General features: G+C 63.7%; 13 protein-coding genes. 7 read left to right on the top strand and 6 right to left on the bottom strand.

What is annotated here, in order from left to right:
* The first annotated feature begins 110 nt into the window (after nt 1-110).
* Nucleotides 111-995: an alpha/beta fold hydrolase gene (locus WS46_RS02795; protein WP_059529019.1), complete on the top strand. Its 885-nt coding sequence runs from the start codon at nt 111-113 to the stop codon at nt 993-995.
* Between the two features lie 38 nt (nt 996-1033).
* On the opposite strand, the gene WS46_RS02790 is transcribed toward WS46_RS02795, so the two are convergent.
* The 3 genes from WS46_RS02790 to WS46_RS02780 are packed head-to-tail and all read right to left on the bottom strand — an operon-like array spanning nt 1034 to nt 2968.
* The gene (locus tag WS46_RS02790) at nt 1034-1984 is read right to left on the bottom strand and encodes a GGDEF domain-containing protein (RefSeq protein WP_059689215.1); all 951 of its coding nucleotides are present in this window, start codon (nt 1982-1984) and stop codon (nt 1034-1036) included.
* Entirely contained in the window at nt 1981-2607 is a 627-nt protein-coding gene (locus WS46_RS02785) for a chemotaxis protein CheC (protein ID WP_059689214.1), read from the bottom strand. Before WS46_RS02785 ends, WS46_RS02790 begins: the two co-directional genes overlap by 4 nt.
* Complete coding sequence (locus WS46_RS02780; protein WP_011548759.1) at nt 2600-2968, bottom strand: response regulator; 369 nt, start codon at nt 2966-2968, stop codon at nt 2600-2602. Before WS46_RS02780 ends, WS46_RS02785 begins: the two co-directional genes overlap by 8 nt.
* A 442-nt stretch (nt 2969-3410) precedes the next feature.
* Here WS46_RS02780 and WS46_RS02775 point away from each other — a divergent pair, with 442 nt between their 5' ends.
* Nucleotides 3411-5654, top strand: a complete 2244-nt coding sequence (locus tag WS46_RS02775; protein WP_059529027.1) for a hybrid sensor histidine kinase/response regulator — start codon at nt 3411-3413, stop codon at nt 5652-5654.
* 45 nt (nt 5655-5699) lie between these two features.
* Here WS46_RS02775 and WS46_RS02770 read toward each other — a convergent pair whose 3' ends face one another.
* Nucleotides 5700-6254: an NADPH-dependent FMN reductase gene (locus tag WS46_RS02770; RefSeq protein WP_059529029.1), complete on the bottom strand. Its 555-nt coding sequence runs from the start codon at nt 6252-6254 to the stop codon at nt 5700-5702.
* A 372-nt stretch (nt 6255-6626) separates the two neighbouring features.
* Here WS46_RS02770 and WS46_RS02765 point away from each other — a divergent pair, with 372 nt between their 5' ends.
* Together WS46_RS02765 and WS46_RS02760 are read left to right on the top strand one after the other, a co-directional pair.
* Entirely contained in the window at nt 6627-7223 is a 597-nt protein-coding gene (locus WS46_RS02765; RefSeq protein ID WP_059529031.1) for an RNA polymerase factor sigma-70, read from the top strand.
* Nucleotides 7204-7458, top strand: coding sequence for a zf-HC2 domain-containing protein (locus tag WS46_RS02760; RefSeq protein ID WP_059689213.1), 255 nt, complete (start codon nt 7204-7206; stop codon nt 7456-7458). The genes WS46_RS02765 and WS46_RS02760 overlap by 20 nt, the downstream gene beginning before the upstream one ends.
* A gap of 217 nt (nt 7459-7675) precedes the next feature.
* On the opposite strand, the gene arsC is transcribed toward WS46_RS02760, so the two are convergent.
* Nucleotides 7676-8032, bottom strand: coding sequence for an arsenate reductase (glutaredoxin) (arsC, locus tag WS46_RS02755; RefSeq protein WP_059689212.1), 357 nt, complete (start codon nt 8030-8032; stop codon nt 7676-7678).
* 904 nt (nt 8033-8936) lie between these two features.
* On the opposite strand from arsC, the gene parA reads away from it, so the two are divergent.
* Both parA and WS46_RS02745 read left to right on the top strand, forming a co-directional pair.
* On the top strand, nt 8937-9599 hold the full coding sequence (parA, locus tag WS46_RS02750; protein ID WP_040138954.1) for a ParA family partition ATPase: 663 nt from the start codon (nt 8937-8939) through the stop codon (nt 9597-9599).
* 23 nt (nt 9600-9622) lie between these two features.
* A complete protein-coding gene (locus tag WS46_RS02745) occupies nt 9623-10684 on the top strand; it encodes a ParB/RepB/Spo0J family partition protein (protein WP_059689211.1) in 1062 nt (353 codons plus the stop codon).
* 90 nt (nt 10685-10774) lie between these two features.
* Here the strand turns inward: WS46_RS02745 and WS46_RS02740 are convergent, their stop codons facing one another.
* Nucleotides 10775-12139, bottom strand: a complete 1365-nt coding sequence (locus WS46_RS02740; RefSeq protein ID WP_059689210.1) for a replication initiation protein — start codon at nt 12137-12139, stop codon at nt 10775-10777.
* A gap of 1821 nt (nt 12140-13960) precedes the next feature.
* Here WS46_RS02740 and WS46_RS02735 point away from each other — a divergent pair.
* Nucleotides 13961-15142, top strand: a complete 1182-nt coding sequence (locus WS46_RS02735) for a DNA-binding protein (RefSeq protein WP_059529045.1) — start codon at nt 13961-13963, stop codon at nt 15140-15142.
* The last annotated feature ends 91 nt before the right edge of the window (nt 15143-15233 follow it).

The following is a 15233-nucleotide window of genomic DNA, read 5'->3' as shown; positions in this document are numbered from 1 at the left end:
GATCGCGACAGCCGATCCGGGCGCGCGCACGGTCGGGCCGCGCGTTCATGCTTGGACGCGCGCGGCTTCGTCTAAGATGAACATCTTTCTCGAAAAAAGACACGGACACCATGGAGACGAACGTAACCGCCGCCGCGCAATCCGACCATCCCGTTTTCGTGCTGGTGCACGGCGCGTGGCATGGTGCGTGGTGCTACGCGCACGTCGCGGCCGCGCTGGCCGCGCGCGGCTACCTGTCGATCGCGCGCGACCTGCCCGCGCACGGCATCAATGCCCGCTTTCCCGCGTCGTATCTCGAACGGCCGCTCGACGAGGACGCGTTCGGCGCCGAGCCGTCGCCGGTTGCGAACACCACGCTCGACGATTACGCGACGCAGGTGATGCAGGCGGTCGACGACGCATATGCGCTCGGCCGCGGCAAGGTCGTGCTCGTCGGCCACAGCATGGGCGGCCTCGCGATCACGGCCGCGGCGGAGCGCGCGCCGGAGAAGATCGCGAAGATCGTCTATCTCGCGGCGTTCATGCCCGCGTCGGGCGTGCCGGGCCTCGACTATGTGCGTGCGCCCGAAAACAAGGGTGAAATGCTGGGCCCGCTGATGCTCGCGAGCCCGCGCGTCGCGGGCGCGCTGCGGATCGATCCGCGCAGCGGCGATGCCGCGTATCGCGAGCTCGCGAAGCGCGCGCTGTACGACGACGTGCCGCAGGCCGACTTCGAGGCGGTGGCGAACCTGATGACCTGCGACGTGCCGGCCGCGCCGTTCGCGACCGCGATCCCGACGACCACCGCGCGCTGGGGCGCGATCGATCGTCACTACATCAAGTGCCTGGCGGATCGCGTGATTTTGCCTGCGCTGCAGCAGCGCTTCATCGACGAAGCCGACGCGTTCGTGCCCGGCAACCCGACGCACGTGCACCAGCTCGACAGCAGCCATTCGCCGTTCGTGTCGCAGCCGGCCGTGCTGGCCGGCGTGCTCGCGGATATCGCGAAAAGCTGAACGGTGCGCATCGCGCGCGGGAAGCGGCGGCGCGGCGGTTACGCGTAGGCGATCGACCGATCGCGCCCGAGCCGCTTCGCGCGATAGAGCGCGGTGTCGGCCTCGTTGACGAGCGCGTCGAACCCCGACGCGCCCGCCGTCGCGCACGCGCCGCCGACGCTCGCCGTCACCGGCACGCTGACGCCTTCCGCGTCGACCGGCGTGCTGCCGATCGCGTCGCGTACCTTGTCGGCAACCCGCATCGCCTCGTCGAGATTCGTGCACGGCAGCAGCAGCGCGAATTCCTCGCCGCCGAAGCGGCCGAACGTATCCTGCGCGCGCACGATGGACGCGACGCGGCGCGCCGTCTCGCGCAATACCGCATCGCCGGCCGCGTGTCCGAACCGGTCGTTGATCGTCTTGAAGTGGTCGAGGTCGAACAGCAACACCGACAGGTCGCCGCCGTAGCGCTGCCAGCGCGCGAATTCGTCGCCGAGCCGCGCCTCGAAGAAGCGTCGGTTCGCGATGCCGGTCAGGCCGTCGCGATTCGCATGCTCGCGCAGCTTCGCGACCGCCTCCTCGCGCTCGCGCTGCATCACGCTCACGTGCGTGACGTCCGAGATCGTCACACAGACGGCCTCGACTTCGCGGCCGCGCGTGAGCGGCATGAACGTGCAGTCCTGCTGCATGTAGTCGACGCCGCCGGTGATCGGCCGGTCGTGCTCGAAGCGAAACAGGTAAGGCCGCTGCTCCCACGAACTGAATGCGAAGCTGCCGAGCTGGAACACGCTCTCGAGCTTGCGTTCGAGCCATGCGCGCGGCAGTTCCGGAAAGCGGTCGAACAGGTTGCGGCCGATCACGTCGGCAGCCGGGATACCGCTGTGGTCCTGCATGAAGCGATTCCACATCAGCACGTTCATCGTGCGGTCGAGCACGAACAGGCCGAAGCCGACGCGCTCGATCACGAGGTCGCTCAGCGACGCGGCGGTGGTGGTCGGGGTAGCGGTCATAGCGCGGACAGCAATGCGTCGAGCGCGTCGCCCATCAGCCGGATCGAATCCTCGGCCATCAGCATCACGAAATGTGCGCGGAATGCGTGATCCTCGAGGCCGAAGTTCACTTCGAGCAGCAGCGCGACGCTCCATGCGAGCGCGTTCGGCTGGAACACGTCGTCGAACGACACGTTCGCGCCGAGCAGCCCCGGCGGGAAGAACACGGGCTTGCGGCCGAGCTCGTCGAGAATCGATGCGACGCACGCGCTCATCAGCACGTTCGCGACATCGAACACGAGTTCGTCCTGCGTGGCCATGCCGGCGTACACGCCGTCGCCGAACGTGCGGTCCATCAGCGACATGAGCCGCGCGACGCCCGCGCTGCGGCACAGCACGATCGCCTCGCCCTTGATGTCGGAACGGAATCCCTGGCGCACGGCCGTCACGTTGTCGTGGATGCCCGTCATCTCGCGCAGCGCGTCGCCCGCATCGGCGGCCTTCACGACGCGCACGCGCGGTACCGACAGCTCGATGAAATGCCCGAGCAGCAACGCGAGCCGTGAGGCGGCGCGGCCCATCGCGAGGTTGGCGATCTCCTGCAACGCGTCGCGTTGCTCCGCCGTGAACACCGATTCAGGCATACAACCCATACTCCTTGAGAATGGGCAGCAACGCCTCCGACGTCACGGGCTTGGCAACGAATGCGATCGCGCCCAGCTCGCGCACGCGTGCTTGCGCCTGCGGCTGAATATCGGCGGATACCACGATCACGAACGTGTTCAGATCTTCGTGGCGCAGTGTCTCGAGCACCTGATAGCCGCTCATGTCGGGCATCGTCAGGTCCAGAAACATCACGGAAGCTTTGCCGTCACGATAGAGCGCCAGAGCCTCGCGACCATTCGCCGCATACGCGACGTCGACGTCCCAGTCTCCCGGCAGCGCCTTTGTCAGAAGTTTGCGAGCGAGCAAGGAGTCGTCGGCGATCACGATCGGCAAAGGCATGGCGGCGAAGCGGTATACGGAATGGTCTCTCTCGCGTTAACGACCGCGCGGCGCGCTTCTTGAGGCGCCGTGCAATCAAGCGCGGGCGGCGCGGCGCGAGGCACGCGACACACCGCGCCGCGAACGCCGGCGGGCGCATATATCTGTCATAGGGAAAGCAAGGCGCGATTCTCTGAGTAAACCGAAGGCAGTGCAACTCGCCATTTTCACCATTTCGAACAAAATCGGTTCGATCGGCCGGCATTCCGAAAACAGGCGCGACCATTTTCAAGATAAGCACGCAAAATTTTTCTTTGTGTACGTTTGCGCTGCCGGATTCATAGCGTTTTCAAACTTTCACTTCGCCCTGTCGGAACCATCAGGTTGCACATCCGCGCGCGGGTACGGCGAGCAAGCGCAACTCGTTTATGATTGAACATCTCAGCTTGGCCCGCCTTCCTCGATGACGTCCGAACGTCCCGCCGACTCCCGTACACCCGTCTCCCCGCCCGCCGACGACTGGCAGGACGACGGCAGCTATGCGTCCGGCGCACCCGAGCACGATTTCGCGGTCCGGCGCGTGACGCTGATCGTGCTGCTGGTCGCGGCGATCGTGCTGCCGTGCATCTACGTGTCGGTCATGGCGTACAACGACCTGAAGGCACGCGAGGCCGCGGCGAGCGACGTGACGATGCGCACGGTGCGCGTCGCCGAGGAGCATGCGCTCAAGGTGTTCGACCTGAGCGAGACGCTCGACGCGCGCATCGTCGACCTCGTGCAGGACATGGACGACGCCACCGTGCGCCGCCACGAATCCGACATCCACGAAGCGCTGAACACGATCGGCGGCGGCTATCCGCAGGTGGCGGCGGTGTCGATCTTCGGTGCGAGCGGGATGCTGCTCGCGAACAGCCTCTACTATCCGGCGCCCTATGCGTCGATCGCGTATCGCGACGACTTCGCCGGCATCCGCGACGGCAAGGTCATCGAACACATCTCGAAGCTGATGATGGGGCCGCTCAAGCTCGAGAATATCCCCGTGTTCAACACGGGCGTCGCGCGACGCCACAGCGACGGTTCGTTCGCCGGAATGGTCTCGATCGCGCTGAAGTCTTCGTATTTCAATGCGTTCTACCGCGACCTGCTCGGCGGCGCAGCCACGCCGATGACGATGGCGCTCGCGCGCTCCGACGGCGCGGTGATCGCGTCGTATCCGCCGCCGCCGTCGCTCGCGCACACCGATCTCACGGCCACGTTCGGCAACGCGCGCAACGATCCGCGCGCGGGCGTCGTGCGCGTGCGCCACGACGGCGCCAGCAGCGAGATCGTCGCGTACCGCCAGGTCGGCAGCTACCCCGTGTACGTGACCTGCGCGTACCGCACCTCCGCGATCTGGCATGAATGGTACGAACACCTGAGCGTGCTGTTCATCTCGATGTTCGCGCCGTCGATCGCGCTGTGGTCGGTGATCTGGCTGTCGCTGAAGCGGCTGAAGGCGGAAGAGGAGGCGTGGGACCGCTGGCAGGCCGAAGCGTCGATGCGGCGCTCGATCGAATCGGCATACCGGCAGTCGCGCAAGATGCAGGCGCTCGGCAACCTGGTCGGCAGCGTCGCGCACGACTTCAACAACCTCCTGATGATCATCTCGAGCAACGTGCAGATCGCGCGGCGACGCGGCGTCCAGCATCTCGACAAGGAACTCGGCGCGATCGAACGCGCGCTGAAGAACGGCCAGTCGCTCACGCGCCAGTTGCTCGGCGTCGCGCGCAAGCAGCCGCTGCACAACGAGACGATCGACGTCGGCCAGTGGCTCGGCACGTGTCGCGAACTGCTGAAGACGTCGCTCGGTTCGAAGTCGTCGCTGGTCGTCGCGATCGAGCCCGGCATTTGGCCGATCCGGGTCGATGTCGCCGAGCTCGAGCTCGCGGTGATCAATCTCGCCGTCAACGCGCGCGATGCGATGACGGCGGGCGGCCGCTTCACGGTCGGTGCGCGCAACGTGACGCTGCGCCGCGAGGACGGCTTTCCGCTGATCGGCGACTTCGTTCAGATTTCGCTCGACGATACGGGCTCGGGCATGGCGCCCGACGTGCTCGCGCGCGCGTTCGAGCCGCTGTTCACGACGAAGGCGCAGGGGATGGGAACGGGGCTCGGGCTGCCGCAGGTGTTCGCGTTCTGCGAGCGCTCGGGCGGCCTCGCGACGATCGACAGCGCGGTCGGCGCCGGGACGTCGGTGCGCCTTTACCTGCCGCGCGCACGCGTCGAGGACATCGTCGCGCGCTCGCAGCCCGTCGCGCACGACACCGGCGCGCTCGCGGGCCTGCACGTGCTGCTGGTCGAAGACAACAGCGAAGTCGCGGCCGGCACCGAAGCGCTGCTGACGCTGCTCGGGCACCGCGTCACCTACGCCCCCACCGCCGACGACGCGTTGCGCCTGATCGAGGGCGCGGCCGCGAACGACGCCTTCGATCTGGTGATCTCGGATATCCACATGCCGGGCCGCCTGAACGGCATCGATCTCGCCGAAGCGATCGACAAGCGGCCGGGGAAGCTGCCCGTGATCCTGGTCACGGGATATGCGGAGGAACTCGACCGCACGCGTACCGTCAACGTGCGCGTGCTGTCGAAGCCGTTCGACATCGCGCTGCTCGACGAGATCCTGCTCGGTATCCGCGAAGCGCGCGATGCGCGGCATGCCGGCGCCTGACCCGCGGCATGCGGGCCGGTGCCGGCGGCGGGAAGGGGACGGCGCTCAGGCCGCCTTCAGCACGCGCACCCAGTCGACGTAGCGGTCGACGAAACCCTGCAGGAACTTGCGGGTGTCCTCGCTGACGATCTGCCCCTCGTCGTCGATGCGCGCCGGGTCATGCTTGATGAACATTTCCGGCTGCCCGAGCGTCTTCACGTCGAGATACGCGAGCACGTTGCGCAGGTGCTGCTGCGCGAGCGCGGTGCCGACCGCGCCCGGCGACGTGCCGAGCACGGCGCCCGGCTTGCCGGACCACGAGTTGTGACCCCACGGGCGCGAGCCCCAGTCGAGCGCGTTCTTCAGCACGCCCGGGATCGACCGGTTGTATTCGGGCGTGACGAACAGCAGTGCGTCGGCGGCTTCGATCGACTGCTTGAAGCGCTTCGCGACTTCCGGAAAATCCGCGTCGTAGTCCTGGCTGTACAGCGGCAGTTCGCCGATCTCGACGAATTCGAACGAGAAATCGGCGGGGGCGAGCGAAATCGCGGCATGCGCGAGCGCGCGGTTCCAGGAACCGCGACGCAGGCTGCCGACGACGACTGCAACACGATAGGACATGGCTTTCTCCTTCCGGTGGGTGAGGAATCGGATCGATTGATTCCGAACAGGCGACAAAGGTCTGTTTATAGGCAAGCCAGCCCACGAGCCGTCCCACGGGGCCGACCGGCCGACTTTCCACAAGGTTTTCCACAGAAATTGTGGATAACTTGGCCGCTATGATCTGATGTTACAGACCGCCCGCGTCGCGATTTCACGACGCGCGGTGCGGGGCTCCGGCAAGCATAGCGCAGCGCGCCGGCCGGCTTCGCGAATTCGTGACGGAACATCCGTTGCAGCGCGGCGTCTCGACCAGTAAGCTGCTCGCACCGCGATGCGCCCGCCCGACGGCGCGCCATGATCGCCTCTGCTCCGTAAGGCTCCCGACCCGCCATGCCGTCCGCATACGACGACCCCACCTATCTCGCGCAACTGCGCCGCGACCTGTTGCGCTTCGCGCGACTCCAACTGCGCGATGCCGATGCGGCCGAGGATGCCGTGCAGGAGGCGCTGACCGCTGCGTGGACGCATGCGGGCGAGTTCGCGGGACGGTCGGCCCACAAGACCTGGGTGTTCGGCATCCTGCGCAACAAGCTGATCGACATTCTGCGTGCACGGCAGCGGACGGTGAGTCTGTCCGCACTCGATGCGGAGCTCGACGGCGAATCCGTGCTCGATCGCGAGTTGTTCAAGGAAAACGGGCACTGGGCCGCGCACACGAAGCCGCGACCATGGGCACGCCCCGAAACGCTGCTGCAGCAACGGCAGTTCTGGACGCTGTTTCAGGTCTGCCTCGACCACCTGCCGGAACACATCGGACGCGTATTCATGATGCGCGAATTTCTCGACGTCGAGATTGCCGATATCTGCAGCGAACTGACATTGACGACGAATCATTGCAGCGTGCTGCTGTATCGGGCGCGCACGCGCCTGCGCACCTGCCTGAGCGAAAAAGGACTAACGACCGAAGATGCTGCCGGGGAAATGTAGAGACGTGACGCGACTGCTGTCGGATGCGCTCGATCGAGCGTTGACGCTCCATGAGCGCATGCAGGTGCACGTGCATCTGCCGGCTTGCAGCGGATGCCGCGCATATCGCGGGCAGATCGCGATGCTGCGGACGGCGGCGCATGCAGCGGCGGCGCATGCAGCGGCGGGGCGGGGGATGGTGGATGAGGCGAGGGGTGATCGGGACGAGCCGTCGGGCGACGCGCCGAAGGGCTAAGTTGCCGATGTCAGTCTGTGGTTGCGCGTCGCAGTTGGCGATGGCGTTGTTGACGTCGTAGGGGCGACGCTGGAGGCGGCTTGTGGGGCGAGCGCGCCGAGTACGGGCTGTCTGCTGCGTGGCGTCGGGGATCGGCTGGCGGTTGCGAATTCTGTCGGTCGATCCCGGCGCGCTCGCGCCGGGATCGATCCGATAAGAAAAATACGCCGAACTAAAATTATTCGAACAGCGCCCGCACCGACTCGGGCGGGCGGCCGATGGCGGCCTTACCTCGATACACGACGATCGGACGCTGCAGCAAAATCGGATGCGCCGCAATCGCTTCGTAGGCTTCCGCGTCCGTCAGGTTCGTACGGGCCAGATCCAGCGTCTTGTACGGCTCCTCGCCGTCGCGAAGCATGTCGCGCGCCGAGCGCCCGAGCTGACGATGCAGCGCTTCCAGTTCTTCGACCGTCAGCGTCGTCTTCAGGTATTCGACGACGTTCACCGGCGTGCCGGTGGTGTTCAGCGTCTCGACCAATGCGAGCGTCTCGCGGGACTTCGAGCAGCGGGGGTTGTGGTAGATCGTGATCATCGTTCGGGCCTGGATGAGAAAGGCCCGTATTGTAGCCAGTCTGGTTGCGGGTGTTTCGGCGGGGTGTCGGTACACGGGTGGAAGGGGATTGGAATCTCGGGGTGGCGTGCAGGGGCGAGTGAGTTGCGCCGACGAGTGCCTAGTCCGCTTGGTGCGTTTATGCGCATAAAGTGAGTGCGCTGCATGGGCAATCTTGCGACGCCATCTTCGGTGGAGAACAACTCAGGGGATCAGACTCATCGTCATGTCGTGTTGACGGCGCCGACGCAGAGCCACCACCTCATGTATCCGTCGGGGGGGTTATGCGCATAAAGCTATCGCGTCCCCTAATGGAAAGGACCGCGGATATCACGGTCGGCGCGGGCACTTCGATGCGCCGAACGATCATCAGCGCAATGCGAGATGGAGTCTGGGGCGTGTGACCTCCGAGAACGGCCGAGCCTCCCGGTGGTTTATGCGCATAAACACAGTGGGGACGGCCAGCGCGCTTCGTCACTGAACATGGCATGTATCGCGTCGCATCGGTCTGAGCCGCGCAGCGTTTGTCATCGGGGAGCACGCTCAAGCGAGAACTCAGAGTCGTCGGTGCTCTCCGGCACTGCCGAAGTTTATGCGCACAAACTCCGCGACACCACGGCAGCGCCCCCTTCAACGATGAATAGGGCAGTGCCGATCAGTGTGCCAAACGTGGAACCGAAGCCGCCCGTCGTCACGAGCATCACCATTCATCATCCACCGCAGCGACCTCGCTTCCTCCACCGGCACCAGCCATCCGACATCCCCAGCTCGTTTATGCGCATAAACCAATCGCCCGAATGGCTAACGCGTAGTTGGCGAACGACAATTTCATTGAAATATAAATATCGTCCTGTAGAATTCCAACGACCAAAAACAGGAGTGAAAATTGGCCGCGGAAATCATTGCAGTCACTCAACAAAAAGGTGGCGTCGGCAAAAGCACGATTGCCATGCACCTCGGCGCGGCATTCCATGAGAAAGGGAAGCGCGTCCTCGTCATCGACGCAGACGGTCAAAACACACTGGTTCACTGGTCGAGCGCATCCGGTGACAGCGACGCCGGGATCCCGTTCCCGGTCGTCAACCTCGCCGAAGCCGGCGGCCAGATCCATCGCGAAATCAAGAAGTTCATCAACGACTACGACATCATCGTCGTCGATTGCCCGCCGTCGATCACCGAGAAGGTCTCCGGCGTCGTGCTGCTGGCCGCATCGATCGCCGTGATCCCGACTTCGTCGTCGCCGGCCGATTATTGGTCGAGCGTCGGGCTGGTCAAGCTGATTCAGCAGGCGCAGGTGATGAACGAAGATCTCCGCGCCGTCTTCCTGCTGAACAAGACCGAAGAGAAGCGCATGCTGACCCGCGAGCTCAAGCGCGCGCTCGAGGAACTCGGCTTCCCGTTGCTGAAGACGCAAATCCCGACCCGGGAAGCGTACAAGCAGGCGATGGCGCTCGGTCAGACCGTGCTGCAGATGAACGATCGTGGCGCGAAGCTGGCCGCCGCGGAAATCCGCGCATGTGCCGACGAAATCGTCGCCATGCTGCCCTGACTTTATGCGCATAAAGGAGTCGCATGAAACCCTCCCAATTTGCAAAAGGATTCCAGGCGCGCCCGGATATCACGACGAGCGAGAAGCGCACGGCGCTTGATCGGCTGAATGCCATCGACGGCATCGTCAAGTCCGAGACGGCCACGCCGGCCCCGACGAAATCCGCCAAGAAGGACATCGCACCGCCACCGGCTCCGGACGTCCTGCTCGATCCGTCGACCGACGAGTCGCCGCAATATCGCGCGTGGCGCCTCGAGAACCGCTATGCGCCCGGCCAGGTGATCGAGCTGTCGCTGAAGGCGATCAAGCATAGCCCGTTCAACCCGCGGCACTTCTATCTGAAGTCGTCGATTGCCGAACTCGCGGTCAACCTCGCGAAGCAGGGGCAACAGCAGGCGATTCACGTGATTCCGGACTACGACAATCCGGGTTCGTATTTCGTCAGCGACGGCGGCCGTCGTGTGCGTGCGTTGAAGGAAGCGAACAAGGAGTCGGTGAAGGCGATCGTGATCGATGTGCCGATCGGAATCCAGAGCTACAAGCTCGGCTACGACCTGAACGTGCAACGCGATTCGCAGACGGTGTTCGACAACGCCGTCGTATGGCGCCGTTTCCTCGACGACAAACATTTCCAGAGTCAGAAGGAACTGTCCGAGCATCTCGGCCTCGACGAGTCGACGGTCGCGGTTGCGCTGTCGATCGGCAAGCTGCCGGAAAGCGTGATGCAGGAGATGGTCGCGCGCCCCGATCGCTTCGGGTCGAACATGGCGTATCAGGTCGGCCGTTATCACAATGCGCGCGGCACCGAGGCGACGCTGCGGCTGATCAACAAGATCGTGTCCGACGATCTCAGCACGCGCCAGGTGTCGGACATCGTGAAGGGCCGCGTCGCGGCGCAGGAAACGCCGAAACCGGCAGGTCGCCAGCGCTATGCGCAGCGTCTCGAGATCAAGCTCGGCGGCAAGTCGGTCGGCGACCTGAAGTCGTATGGCGAAGACCGCATCGAACTGCGCCTGCGCGGCCTCCCGAAGGACAAGCGCGACGCGATCCTCGAGCAGCTCGAGCGGATGCTGTTGTCGGAGTGATGGAAACGGCCGGCAGGGCCTGGTGAGGCGCCGGGCCCGCCCGATGGCGGGCGGCCGGCGACGGCCCCGTCAGAGGGGCCTGAACGGGCCTCAGGCGGCCCGAGATTGATTCAGGGTGAACGACAGCAGGTCGCCGTCGGTCGGCTCGCCCCAGGTCTTCTGGGCGAGCCAGTCGAAAAAGGCCGTCTCGGCCAGCTTCGAATCGAGACCGCGCTTGCGCCAGTCGTCGCGCAAGTGCGAGCCCATCGTCGGCAACACCTCCGACTCGAACGACTCGCGCGCCACTTCGCGCTCCGCGTCGCCCTGCTCCTCGTACAGCACCTTCGCTTCCTTGCGGCGGAACGCCGCGAATTCGCTCAACAGACGCGCCTTCAGATCGTCCGGCTGCGCCGAGACGGCCTTCGCGGCAGGCATGCCGGAAGGCAGCGCGTCGACGGACTCGACCGGCGGCGCATAACCCTTCTTCAGCGCGTCCTTGAACAACGCGGGCGCGCTGCGCACCGGCGGCAGCGTCGTGCTGCGCATCCGCTGCTCGGTCATCTGCAGCGCGGCGCGAATCCGGTTTTCTTCGCTGTCCGCGTAGAGCGTCTGCGCTTCCTTGAGCGGAATCCCGAGCTTCACCATCCGGTCGACCAGCGTGCTGTCGAACACGTTCGGATGCTCGTCGAGCGCGAGCATCGGCTGCTTGCGCTCGGTCACGCGGAACTGGATCTCCGCGACCCGCCGCCCTTCACGATGCTCGATCAGCTCGACGAAGATGTTGGTGACCGCGTTGACCTCGGCGATCGCCGGACGCAGGTAGTCCCGCTTGAAGTACTTGTACTCGCGCTTCGCCTCGTCGCCGGCTTCCGTATCGGGCGTGCCCGACAGGATCGGCCGCCACCATTCCCACGGCTCGCGCATCGTCAGGTGGCTCGGGTTCGTCAGGTAGCGCACGCAGATTTCGTAGAGTGCAAGACCAGCGCTGCTACGCAGCTGGCTCTGGAACTGCAGGCTCAGACGCGCGTACTGGACCGGGTCGAGCAGCTTCTTCTTGATCTTCGGTGCAAATGAAAATTCGACCCACACGCGGCGGGTGGCCGGATCCTCGAGAATTTCGGCATCGGCGATCAGCGTCGAAATCCCCCACTTGCGGCCCGGCTTCTGGCTCGACGTCCCCGTGCTCCATTCGACCTGGACCGACACCATACGGCGCAGGTGTTCCTTCACCAGAGCGGTGTCGTTCGAATCGAAGGCGGAGTTGGCGACGATGTCCGACAGCAGCGCGCGATAGGTATCGCCCGAGTCGTCGGCCTGCTGCGCGACGGCGAGCAGGACGTTGAACAGCTTGCGGGTCAGGAGCGTGATCTTGCCGCTCTTCGGCTGAATTGCGATCGCCTCGACGGCCTTACGCAATTCGGCTGAACTGGCACTCACCACATCCACATCGGTTTTCTTGGCGCGCTTCGTGGCCATGCGTCTGGTCGGAGGAGAAGTTTCACGGAAGGATAGCGCCTGTGGTGATGTGCGTCCAGAACGACATGCTCACCATAGCCGGTGAAGTGCGCGCGCAAAACGGCACTCACCCCAACCCTCTCCCGAAAACCCTCACCGGTCCGAATTTAAAGCGTTTCGGACTCGTCCAGACGTGTCGCGGGATGCGCGGATTCACAGATTTTTGCCTGTGCTCGATACGTGCGAAATTTGCTCCCGTATCGGCTCACCTTTCGATTTGTCGTAATTTTACGACTGCGCTTCCGGGTGCTCGTCACAGCGCCACCACTGGCCGTCGCGGCATCGAGCGGACAGGCCCGCAACGCCCTGTATGCATGTACAGGCGCGGCTGATGGGGCAATCGCGACCGCGCCCCGCATCCGGAAACCGGCACCGAAAAGCGTGTCCGCAACGTCGATCGAAACCGTTTCACTGGCCCGGACGCGCATTGTACAGCGCACAGAATCCGTTCGGTCCCGAAAATTCTCACCTTGTCGGCTCGAAATTCTGTGACCTCGATATCGATGAATCCCCGACCCACGCGGGATCAGCAGTTCAAGGCTCCCGAAAAACCTCACCTTGACGATAAAAACGACGTTCCAACGAACGCGGAAGCTGCTCCCGAAAAATCTCACCGTAACCGCCGCGGTATCAAAAATGTCAATGACATCCGATACTTATGTGCGCCAGGCGTTCCGCTGTGTCCGGCGATCATCCCCCGAAAAGCCTCACCTTTACGGCGGTCGGGCGGATGCGGCAGCTGTGTGCTGCCTCCTGAAAAATCTCACCTGTGCCAAAAAGTGGCACAGCGAAAATCAGATTTCCGCCAGTCCCGGTGGGCTTTTCAGCGAATTCGCTGCACTCCCGATCCCGGAAACCCTCACCTTTCGCCAATCTTCGAGCAAATGGCGCTCCTGAAAAACCTCACCTGTGAGGCGCCCGGCAGCCTGTGATCGATGCCCCGAAAAAGCTCACCTTATCGGGATCCGTGCAGGAAAACCCGGATTTTGCTCCCGAAAAGCCTCACCTTTCGGGCCTCACTGGCTTCACAGGGCACTTTTGCTGTGCAAAATGACGGTCGTTTCCCGGAAATCCTCACAGCAAATCCCTGTGGAGTCCCGTGAAACCTCACCTTTCCCGAAAACTGCCCAAAAGATGGGCAGAATAGGGGCGCGAATAAGGTCCCGCAAATTCTCACCTGTGTCTGCACAGGCAGAAAACTGTGCGCGTAGGCACCGCATGGGTTCTGTGGCTGTGTGGCCCCGAAAAACCTCACCTTTGGGGAATCTCATGTTTCACTGTGATCCCGAATCCGCTCACGACCTTTCCTGCATCGGCTCACGCAGATCCCCGAACCCCATCACTTCAGCTCCCGCAGAAGATCACCTTGGTTCCCGTAAAACTTCACCTTGTCGGCCGGAAAGCCTTGCTACATAAGGCTGTGCCGTGGCGTTAACGTTTTTAACTAAGGGTTCAAGGGTGTTTACTTCTAATACTCTCAAGACATCGGTCGTCGAGTTTTCCACAGAGACCCAACGCCTGAACACCGACCGGCTGCGATGACGTCGGTCATGTGAAACAAATGCACTTTTTCGGGGCCTACTCAAAAATGCTTTCGGGACAAGGACTTGCCTTGTTTTCTTCGCTTTGTTTCACGGAATCGAAGAGCTGGTTCGTCCGGATTGGCCCACAGCGCTGGTTTCTCTGAACGGCGACGTAAATTCACGACACTCCGCGAAAACAAGTATCAAAAAATACGTATTTCGTTATGATCGCAACATATCAATGTCTGTGAGTTCTCCCATGACGCTGGATGAAATGCGTGAAGTCATCCGAGAAGAACTGGAATCGCTTCGCGCGAGCGGCGCGCGCCGCCAGGAGTTGTCCCTACATGCGTGCAAGCGGTTGTTCTTCGATCTCGGTATCCGACCATCGGCCGCCAACGTTCGCGACCTGACCCAGACCGGCAGCGCCAGCGACATTCCAAAGGACATCGATCATTTCTGGGAACGAATCCGTTCCGCATCGAAAATCCGGCTCGACGGTGCGGCGATCCCGAAAGCGGTCGAAGAAAAGGCAGGCGCGTTGCTCGGCGCGCTATATGAAGAGGCCTTGAAAGCGGCCAGGGAAAGCCTCGATGTCGATCGCGAACAGGTTCGCGCCGGCCTGACCGATGCGGAACAACGGCTGCGCGATGCCACGGTTCGCCAAGAAACCCTCGAGGGCGCCCTGACGCGCAGTGAAACCCGCAACGAGCAGCTGCAGGCGCGTGTGACCGAACTCGAGGTGCAGCTGGCTTCGCAGTCGACGCACGGTTCGGCGAACGAGGCGACACTGCTCACCACAGTCGCTCGACTTGAAAAGGAACTGGCCGTCATGGCCGGCCGCGTCGACACCGAGCAGACGCAGAATGCGACGCTGCGCGACCGCATCGACACGCTGCAAGCCGAATTGCAGCAGCGCACCGAACACTACGCGCAGCAGATCAAGGATGCGGTGGCCGAAGCCGAGCGCCGTGTCAAACCGATGCTGGTCGAGCTGGACTCGCTGCGCAGCATGGCGTCGACCTACCAGAGCGGTCTGCGCGACGTGCAGCGCAAGGAATTCGATTTTCTTCAGCAACTGAGTTCGGCCAAGGCCCGCGCAGACCGGCTCGAGGAACAGTTGCGCACCCAGAGCGACGAACTGGACCGCGCGACACGCGACGTGAATACGCTGCGCGCGAGCCGCGGGATGAATCCGGAGATCTCCGCACTGATTCGCCGCCTGGCCGACGCAGGTCAGCTCGATGCGGATGCGTTTTCCGCAATCGGGACGTCACTGGACCACGAAATTCCGGTGCCGACCCAGTGCCCGCATTGCGACGGGGAACCGGAGTTGTCGCATGGCGATGACGGATTCGAAGTGTCGTGCCCCGAGTGCGAACATGCGTCGGGGCCGTGGCCTTCACGATTCGAAGCGATCGCGCGCTTTGCGCGCGACTGACGTGTCGCCCGACACAGGGATCGCACAGGTGAGACGATTCGGGACGCGTGAGGTGAGGCTTTCCGGGAGCTGTGAAATGGTGAGGCTACGC

Source organism: Burkholderia sp. RF4-BP95, assembly GCF_001521985.1.
Lineage (GTDB): Bacteria > Pseudomonadota > Gammaproteobacteria > Burkholderiales > Burkholderiaceae > Burkholderia > Burkholderia diffusa.
This window is presented reverse-complemented; position numbering and strand designations above follow the sequence as displayed.